This window comes from Methylophaga thiooxydans DMS010, assembly GCF_000156355.1.
GTDB classification, from domain to species: Bacteria; Pseudomonadota; Gammaproteobacteria; order Nitrosococcales; family Methylophagaceae; genus Methylophaga; species Methylophaga thiooxydans.
Genome location: NZ_GG657889.1, coordinates 149,353 through 157,412, shown reverse-complemented (window position 1 = coordinate 157,412; position 8,060 = coordinate 149,353). Strand labels below are relative to the sequence as shown.

The 8,060-nt window shown below is 46.8% G+C and carries 9 protein-coding genes; 7 read left to right on the top strand and 2 right to left on the bottom strand.

Annotation, left to right across the window (positions count from 1 at the left end):
* Positions 1-417, bottom strand: a 417-nt coding sequence (locus tag MDMS009_RS16685; protein ID WP_008290472.1) for an RNA pyrophosphohydrolase, incomplete at its 3' end; no start/stop codon positions are given.
* Here MDMS009_RS16685 and MDMS009_RS03765 point away from each other — a divergent pair.
* The 3 genes from MDMS009_RS03765 (at position 416) to MDMS009_RS03755 (ending at position 3,927) form a co-directional block, all read left to right on the top strand.
* The gene (locus MDMS009_RS03765; protein ID WP_008290449.1) at positions 416-1,069 is read left to right on the top strand and encodes a histidinol-phosphatase; all 654 of its coding nucleotides are present in this window, start codon (positions 416-418) and stop codon (positions 1,067-1,069) included. The genes MDMS009_RS16685 and MDMS009_RS03765 overlap by 2 nt on opposite strands.
* A 49-nt stretch (positions 1,070-1,118) precedes the next feature.
* A complete protein-coding gene (gatB, locus tag MDMS009_RS03760; protein WP_008290466.1) occupies positions 1,119-2,561 on the top strand; it encodes an Asp-tRNA(Asn)/Glu-tRNA(Gln) amidotransferase subunit GatB in 1,443 nt (480 codons plus the stop codon).
* A 223-nt stretch (positions 2,562-2,784) separates the two neighbouring features.
* Complete coding sequence (locus tag MDMS009_RS03755; protein ID WP_008290436.1) at positions 2,785-3,927, top strand: FIST signal transduction protein; 1,143 nt, start codon at positions 2,785-2,787, stop codon at positions 3,925-3,927.
* A gap of 2 nt (positions 3,928-3,929) precedes the next feature.
* Here MDMS009_RS03755 and gshA read toward each other — a convergent pair whose 3' ends face one another.
* Positions 3,930-5,204, bottom strand: coding sequence for a glutamate--cysteine ligase (gene gshA / locus MDMS009_RS03750; RefSeq protein ID WP_008290375.1), 1,275 nt, complete (start codon positions 5,202-5,204; stop codon positions 3,930-3,932).
* 234 nt (positions 5,205-5,438) lie between these two features.
* On the opposite strand from gshA, the gene pilG reads away from it, so the two are divergent.
* The 4 genes from pilG to MDMS009_RS03730 are packed head-to-tail and all read left to right on the top strand — an operon-like array spanning position 5,439 to position 8,059.
* On the top strand, positions 5,439-5,849 hold the full coding sequence (pilG, locus tag MDMS009_RS03745; RefSeq protein WP_036310820.1) for a twitching motility response regulator PilG: 411 nt from the start codon (positions 5,439-5,441) through the stop codon (positions 5,847-5,849).
* Positions 5,850-5,852: 3 nt separating this feature from the next.
* The gene (gene pilH / locus MDMS009_RS03740; RefSeq protein WP_008290480.1) at positions 5,853-6,218 is read left to right on the top strand and encodes a twitching motility response regulator PilH; all 366 of its coding nucleotides are present in this window, start codon (positions 5,853-5,855) and stop codon (positions 6,216-6,218) included.
* A gap of 2 nt (positions 6,219-6,220) precedes the next feature.
* The gene (locus tag MDMS009_RS03735; protein WP_008290366.1) at positions 6,221-6,769 is read left to right on the top strand and encodes a chemotaxis protein CheW; all 549 of its coding nucleotides are present in this window, start codon (positions 6,221-6,223) and stop codon (positions 6,767-6,769) included.
* Between the two features lie 24 nt (positions 6,770-6,793).
* Entirely contained in the window at positions 6,794-8,059 is a 1,266-nt protein-coding gene (locus tag MDMS009_RS03730; protein ID WP_043887884.1) for a methyl-accepting chemotaxis protein, read from the top strand.
* Position 8,060 lies beyond the last annotated feature (1 nt).

Here is an 8,060-nt window from a genome sequence, read left to right as displayed (position 1 = left end):
TTTATTGCCATATCGAAGATAGCGTTTGGGTAAACGGTAGCGTAACCAGCCGCGAGTCATTGCCAGCAACTCGACATGCTCTGGCTTTAATCCCACCTCTTCCATTAGCTCACGATAAACCGCCTGCTCCGGCGTTTCATCGGATTTTATTCCCCCCTGCGGGAACTGCCATGAGTCATGCTGCGCACGCTGCGCCCACAACACTTGGTTTTCTTCATTGCAGAGTATGATCCCCACATTAGGCCTAAAGCCATCTTTATCAATCACGACTAAGTCTCTGGCTGGCTGAGCGCAATCACCCCCAGCGTGTTTATCTTCAATAGTGGTTAGATTATTAAAAGCACTGCCAGTATGCAATGCATTTTGGCTTACAATAGGCGCTAATTTTGATTTAGACGGAGGCAAGTACGGCATCATGGCTTTGGCAATCTTTGATTTGGACAACACCCTGCTGGGTGGCGATAGCGATTTTTTGTGGGGACGCTATTTATGCGAAAACGGTATTGTCGATGCGGAAGCTTATCGTCGTGCTAATGAACATTATTATGAGCAATATCAACACGGTTCACTTGATATTGCTGAATTTTTGGCATTTGTGTTCAAGCCCTTAGCAACACATAGTATTGAGCAATTAGAAACGTGGCGTGCCGCTTATCTGGAACAGAAAATTAAGCCAATTATTCTGCCTGCAGCAGAGTCTTTAATTGAGAAGCACCAAGCGCAGGGTGACACATTACTGATTATCACTGCGACCAACAGTTTTCTGACCGCGCCAATCGCTGCGATGTTAGGTATTGAACATTTAATCGCAACAGACCCTGAGTTTAAAGAAGGTCGTTACACTGGTCGCGTTGCCGGTACACCTTCATTTCAGCAAGGCAAAGTGGAACGATTAAAGGTCTGGCTTGCGCAGCACAAGCATTCGCTGGAAGGTAGTATTTTTTATAGTGACTCTCATAACGATATACCTTTACTTGAGATTGTCGATACAGCCGTTGCTGTCGATCCTGACCCCAAATTACAGGCTGTAGCAGAGCAGCGCGGCTGGAAAGTTCTCAGTTTGCGCTGATAATTGGTACAATTCATCGTTTTTTATCATTTAAAATCAGGCCGTCATTATGGAATGGGAAGTCGTTATCGGGTTGGAAATCCATGCCCAGCTCGCCACCAAAAGTAAGATTTTCTCAGGTGCAGCAACTGCATATGGGGCAGCACCCAATTCACAGGCATGCGCCGTTGACTTAGGGCTACCCGGCGTGTTGCCCGTCTTGAACGAAGAAGCCGTGAAAATGGCGCTCAAATTTGGCCTAGCCGTTGACGCTGAAATCGCAGAACGCTCCGTGTTTGCTCGTAAAAACTATTTCTACCCAGACTTACCCAAAGGCTACCAAATCAGTCAATTCGAACTACCTGTTGTGGGTATTGGCCAGATCAGTATCGAAATGGAAGACGGCACCGAAAAAGTCATTGGCATTACGCGTGCCCATCTGGAAGAAGATGCCGGTAAATCATTGCATGAAGACTTTCAGGGACAAACCGGGATCGACTTGAATCGTGCCGGTACCCCCTTACTTGAGATCGTCTCCGAGCCCGATATGCGTAGCGCCAAGGAAGCTGTCGCTTACATGAAAAAAATCCACTCGCTGGTGCGCTATCTGGAAATTTGTGATGGCAATATGCAGGAAGGATCTTTCCGCTGCGATGCTAACGTCTCAATCCGTCCGAAAGGGCAGGAAGAGTATGGCACTCGTGCCGAGCTGAAAAATATCAATTCATTCCGTAATGTCGAACGCGCCATTAACATCGAAATTGAACGGCAGATTGATGTCATTGAATCTGGTGATCTGGTGGTTCAAGAAACCCGCTTATATGATGCGGATAAAAATGAAACTCGTTCCATGCGCAGCAAGGAAGAAGCCAATGATTATCGCTATTTCCCGGATCCCGATCTGTTGCCCCTGGTCATAGAACCAGAGCTCATCGAATCAGTTCGTGCCACCCTGCCCGAATTGCCTAATGAAAAACGCGATCGTTTCGTCAATGACTTAGGTCTGTCTTTATATGATGCGTCATTGTTGACCAGTAGCCGTGAGCTTGCCGACTATTACGAGGCCGTTTTAGCGGCCACTGGCGGTAAAGACCCGAAACAATGTGCTAACTGGGTTACCGGCGAACTGTCAGGCGCGCTAAATAAAGCAGGTCTTGATATCAACGAATCACCCGTTACAGCTGAACAGCTTGCTGGCGTCCTGATACGCATTAGCGATAACACCATTTCTGGCAAAATTGCCAAAACCGTCTTTGAAGCCTTGTGGGAAAATGAAGGCAAGGATGCGGATGCCGTTATCGAGGCGAAAGGCCTCAAGCAAGTTACTGATACTGGCGCAATTGAAGCGATGGTGGATGAGGTGCTGGCTAACAACCCTGATCAGCTACAACAATACCGCGAAGGTAAAGAACAGCTGCTTGGTTTCTTCGTCGGCCAGGTTATGAAAGCCTCAAAAGGTAAAGCCAATCCCGCACAAGTCAACGAGCTACTCAAGAAAAAAATGCTTGGTTAAAGACGAAAGCGAGAGCAATGCTACAAGGGTCGTAAACGGAATTTACGGCCCTTTATTTTTTTCACCCCACCCCACAAAATGTGAACCAGATCACATTTTATCCCCTCGGCGATTCCCCAAAGCGAAAAATCTGATGTAGTATCAGCCGATGGATTTTATTACGCTTTTTGCAATCACGTGTGTAAAGCGCGCTGCATTAATCTGGAGCCAGGCAACCTAATCTATGAAGTTTGAACAGGAACATCTCCCCGCAAAAATGGGCTTAAACAAATTGCCCTCAACATCACCTTTGCCTGATGCAAACTGGGTACTGGTGTTTGGCTCAGTTAGCCGCTTTAACGATCGTGGCTTTGCTAAAACGCTGAAAAAACGCTATCCCAAAGCCAATATCATTGGCTGTACAACGTCTGGTGAAATAACCGATGACGGTGTCTATGACGACAGTCTGCATATCACTGCGATGCAATGGGAACGCAGTACATTACGTTTCATCAGCAAGCCTGTGAACAGCATGGAACAGTCCCACGCCCTAGGCGCCCAGATTGCAGGCGAACTCAGGATGGATGACCTGAAAGGCGTGTTTGTCCTCAGCGATGGTCTCAATGTGAATGGCTCTGAGTTAGTAGAAGGCCTGCAAGAAGTATTACCCAATGTGCCAATTACTGGTGGTCTGGCTGGTGATGATGCCAAGTTCACCAAAACCTTGCTAATCAATAACGATAAAATTGAGGATCGTGTGGTGATCGCGGTGGGCATCTATGGCGACGATGCGATTGTGACTAGTGGCGCTCTGGGTGGATGGAATCCATATGGGCCACCACGACGGATCACAAAATCCAACAAAAATATTGTCTATGAAATGGACAACAAACCGGCCTTGCCTCTGTACAAAATGTACATCGGTTACTATGCCAACGAGTTACCCGCCTCGGGGTTAAATTTTCCCTTCGCCATCATGGATGAGAAAAACGTTAATGTGATTCGCACACTGCTCTCGATTAATGAAAAAGAGAGTAGCCTGACCTTTGCGGGCAACATTGCTGAGGGATCAACGGTACGTTTTCTTAAGTCCGATCATGACAGCTTGGTTATGGGCGCCAGCGAAGCAGCACGGCAGATCCTGCAAAAAGATGTCGATATTAACGATAAAGCCTTGGCGATTTGTGTCAGTTGTGTCGGTCGCAAACTAGTCATGGAATCACAGGTTGCGGATGAAGTGTTCGCTGTACAGAGATTGCTTGGCCTTCAAACCGGCATTACCGGCTTTTATTCAAATGGCGAAATCTGTTCCGGTGAAGACGATGGTCATAGTCAATTACACAATCAGACCATGACTATCGCCTATTTAAGCGAACATAACGCTTAAGTTCAGACTAACTCTCTGGCCGCGGCTAGTAAGGCAAGTCTGGCAATCACACCATAGGCATAAAAACGGTTGGGTTCAGAATCCGGCTTTTCACTCTGGTCAGGCGTAATGCAGGATTGTGCAAATGCTAATGGCTCAAAGTGCATTCCCGGCGCATTGAGATTCTCATTGGGACCGCGTCCGGTATGTACCCGATAAAAACCGCCCACCACAAAATGATCCATCATATAAATAACGGGCTCAGCAACGGCGTTGTGTTCACCTAATGTTTCAAAGGTATACACCCCTTCTTGTACCAACACGTTATCGACCACCAAACCTTCTTTTGCCGATGACATTTTATTGCGTTGCTTACGGTTGAGATTTTCAATCTCATCCGCACTTTTCACCGTCATGATTCCCATACCGTATGTGCCCGAGTCCGCTTTCACCACAACAAAAGGATCACGGTCGATATTATATTCGCGATATTTACTGCGAATCGACATCAGTAAATTATCAATATTGCGGGCCAAACATTCAGTACCGGATTTTTCTTTGAAGTTCACCTCACCACACTGCAAAGTAAGCGGTGAAATTAACCATGGATCAATATCAATCTGTGCGGCAAACTCTTTCGCGACGGCGTTGTACTGGGTGAAATGATCAGATTTTTTACGGGTTGACCAGCCTGCATGAAGAGGTGGCATGATGACCTGTTCTAAGCCTTCCAGAATGGCGGGACGCCCCGCCGACAAGTCGTTATTCAATAGAACTAAACACGGTGAGAAGTCATCAACCGCAACACGGTTGCCTTTTCTCACGAGTGGCTCCAGCGTACAGGTTTTACCGGACGGCAAATTAACCTTCATCGTTTCGGTAATATCATCTCGCAAACTACCGATTCGAGCTTCCAGACCGGCTTTCTGGAAAATATCCCGCAGCGTTTCCAGACTTTCCAGGTAAAACAAATTTCTGGTGTGATTCTCAGCTACGATAAGAACGCGTTTAGCTGTGGGACAGGCTCTTTCTACTGCCGTCTGTGCCGCCTGAATACAAAGTGGCATAAACGAAGTATTAAGGTTATTAAACCCCGCGGGAAACAAGTTAGTATCAACCGGTGCTAGTTTAAATCCAGCATTACGCAGATCCACGGAAGCATAAAACGGCGCGGAGGTCTGCAACCATTGCTCACGTAACCAGGTTTCCACCTGTGTTTGCTTTTCTAGTAAATGCGACTCTAATTGCAACAATGGCCCGTTGAGTGCTGTAGTCAGATGAGGAACGCCGGAGGTCATGAGGTTATCTCGCTATGTCGGGTTTGCAGGGTGCGGTATTAACGCCGTCTCTACTGTGAAATGGGTCACCGTTTCGTTTTTTCAAGTCATTCATACTCATTCGTCGCTAAAAATCCGACGACCAATCAGGTTTTAATCCAGCTCATGGCATTACTAGCCTAACAGCAAAAAATGGGTTATCTTCGTGCGCTAGAGCTATAACAATGACGACAACAATTCAGGTAAAGCATAATCGTGAGTGAGAACATAACTGAATTTACCGGCCTGAAGGTCATGGTCATCGATGACAGTAACACTATTCGTCGCACTGCAGAGACACTTCTAAAGAAAGCGGGTTGCGATGTGCTCACTGCTGATAATGGATTCGAAGCACTCCCCATCATTAGTGCCAATCATCCTGATATTCTGTTCATTGATATTATGATGCCTCGCCTGGATGGATACCAGACTTGTGCGCTGGTTAAAAACAACCCTAAATTTCGAGACATCCCCATCGTGATGCTCTCAAGCAAAGATGGATTATTTGACCGGGCCAAGGGACGTGTCGTTGGCGCTGAGCAATATCTAACAAAGCCTTTCACCAAGGAAGACTTACTCGGCGCTTTACGAACACATTTGTTAGAACCAAACAAGGACGCTGATTAGCTTATGGCGCTTATTCTGATTGCCGACGACTCGCCTACTGAGGTTTATGTTCTACAGAAGCTGCTTGAGAAAAACGGCCATGATGTCTTGATTGCAGAAGACGGTATTCAAGCAGTAGATAAAGCCACCAGCCAACAACCAGACTTAATTCTGATGGATGTGGTTATGCCAAACCTGAATGGTTTTCAAGCCACCCGAAAACTCAGTAAAGCCTCAGAAACCAGTCATATCCCCATTATCATCGTGTCATCCAAAAATCAGGAAACCGATAAAATGTGGGGGCTACGTCAGGGCGCAAAAGGCTACCTTGGCAAACCTGTTGCAGAAGAAGCACTCTTTGACCAAATCAATGCTCTGCTTAAGGACTGAACATGGCAGATATTCAGACTCCCGAAGACATCATTAGCCTCCTGCAAGATATGGAGCGTCGCAGTAAACAAAAAGCGGCGGGGCTTGAACAACAGGAAGATATGGGTGAAACATGGACAGCCATTGGCTTTCGCATCGGCGAACAGCATTACGTTATTCCACTCAGTGATTCCCGCGAAGTTTTTCCTTTACCAGAACAAGTAACCCCCGTACCTAAAGCTCAGTCATGGGTGTTTGGCATCGTCAATCTACGTGGTGAACTACTCCCTGTGTTTGATCTCAATCTGTACTTACACGGAAAAGCCTCCAAGGTATCCAAACGCAGCCGAGTCATGGTGATCAACCACAGTGACCTGTCTACAGGAGTATTAGTAGATGAAGTGTTTGGACTCAAACATTTTCAACAAGAACCCGGCCCGATTGCTTCCAGCCGACCGGTGAATCTAACCCCTTATCTCACCGGAAGTGTCTTTCAGCAAGACAGAGGCTGGGACGTATTCAGTTTTCACAAACTCATTAACGATCCGCGTTTTATGAACGCCGCGGCATAATTTTTCGATATCAGGACACGGTTTATGAACTCAACGAGCAAACTATTTTTCTCTTCTCTGATGAGCAAGGGTAACTGGCTCAACATGATTTTGTTACTGCTATTTGTAACCGTTGCGCTGGGCGGGCTGTGGCTTGTGGCGAGTGATCAATATCAAGCTTATTACGATAACCAATTACACCTGCTCATTGCTATTGCAGTAGCCTTTGTCTTGAGTTTCATTATTGCTATACGTCTAAGCTACGCACCACTCAAAAAGCTCAAAAGCGCCATGGATAATATGGAATTACAAAACCGCCATAACCAAGACGCGATCTTACGCTTACTGGATGAAATGGGTGACTTGGCTGACGGTGACTTGACCGTCAGCGCCACAGTAACCGAAGACATTACCGGTGCGATTGCCGACTCGGTGAACTACACCATCGATGCCTTGCGTAGTCTGGTTGAACAAATTAACTCTACTACTCTGCAAGTTGCTTCCGCGGCTCAGGAAACACAGGCCACGGCGTTGCATCTTACTGATGCCAGCGAACATCAAGCACAACAAATTACCGAAGTCAGTAGCGCCATCACGCAAATGGCAGGCTCCATCGAACAAGTATCAGATAATGCCTCGCAATCTTCTGAAGTAGCGAAGCAATCCGTATCACTCGCCGTACAAGGTAATAGTGCGGTAAAAAAAGCTATCAACGGTATGGATACCATTCGCGAGCAGATTCAGGAGACATCCAAACGGATCAAACGGCTCGGTGAGAGTTCACAACAAATTGGCGATATCGTTGAACTTATCAATGATATCGCGGAGCAAACGAATATTCTGTCTTTGAATGCGGCCATCCAGGCCGCCATGGCGGGTGAAGCTGGTCGTGGTTTTGCTGTCGTTGCCGATGAGGTTCAACGTTTGGCTGAACGCTCCAGTAATGCGACCCGCCAAATCGATGCCTTAGTGAAAACCATTCAAAGCGATACCAGTGAAGCGATTACTTCAATGGAGCAAAGTACCACTGAAGTGGTTGCCGGAGCCAAGCTATCGCAAGATGCCGGTGCTTCACTTGAGCAGATTGAAGCGGTCTCGCATCAATTAGCAGAGCTTATCAACAACATTACCTCGAATGCCAAACAGCAAGCGACAGCAGCCGTCACAACCTCAGAAAATATGAACGTGATTCAAGAAATCACCATGCAAACATCCACCGGTACTAACGAAAGTGCGGCAGCTATCGGTCGCTTACTTGAGTTAACCAATGAATTACGTAAATCAGTATCAGGCTTCAAGCTACCTCACTAGG